Source organism: Bacillus cereus group sp. MYBK79-1 (assembly GCF_051915365.1).
Classification (GTDB): Bacteria; Bacillota; Bacilli; order Bacillales; family Bacillaceae_G; genus Bacillus_A.
The window spans coordinates 1-530 of record NZ_JBQAEO010000044.1 but is presented as its reverse complement, the minus strand read 5'-3'; the positions used below and the strand labels follow the sequence as shown (position 1 = coordinate 530).

Genomic DNA, 530 nt, shown 5'->3' with positions numbered 1-530 from the left:
TCAAAGCTTACTTACAGCTCCCCGAAGCATATCGGCGTTAGTCCCGTCCTTCATCGACTCCTAGTGTCAAGGCATCCACCGTGCGCCCTTTCTAACTTAACCAAACTAAAAATTAAAAAATATGAGCTACACTGTTATCTAGTTTTCAAAGAACATACCATTTGCTATTTAAAATAGCTTTTTGGTGGAGCCTAGCGGGATCGAACCGCTGACCTCCTGCGTGCAAGGCAGGCGCTCTCCCAGCTGAGCTAAGGCCCCAAGTTGTATGGTGGGCCTAAATGGACTCGAACCATCGACCTCACGCTTATCAGGCGTGCGCTCTAACCAGCTGAGCTATAGGCCCATACAAATTGCAGGATTTATTTATATCATATCCTCATTTAAGAGTCAATACTTAATTGAACTCTCAAAACTAAACGAAAACGAAACACGGAAACTTATATTGATGAACAGCGTTCATCAATTCTCCATAGAAAGGAGGTGATCCAGCCGCACCTTCCGATACGGCTACCTTGTTACGACTTCACCCC

At 45.1% G+C, this 530-nt stretch carries 2 tRNA genes and 2 rRNA genes; all 4 read right to left on the bottom strand.

Features of this window, described 5'->3' with window-relative positions:
- Positions 1–102, bottom strand: a 23S ribosomal RNA gene (locus ACTFOB_RS26310); the annotation flags it as partial.
- Positions 103–182: 80 nt separating this feature from the next.
- Positions 183–258, bottom strand: a tRNA-Ala gene (locus tag ACTFOB_RS26305).
- A gap of 8 nt (positions 259–266) precedes the next feature.
- A tRNA-Ile gene (locus ACTFOB_RS26300) sits at positions 267–343 on the bottom strand.
- Positions 344–473: 130 nt separating this feature from the next.
- A 16S ribosomal RNA gene (locus ACTFOB_RS26295) occupies positions 474–530 on the bottom strand; the annotation flags it as partial.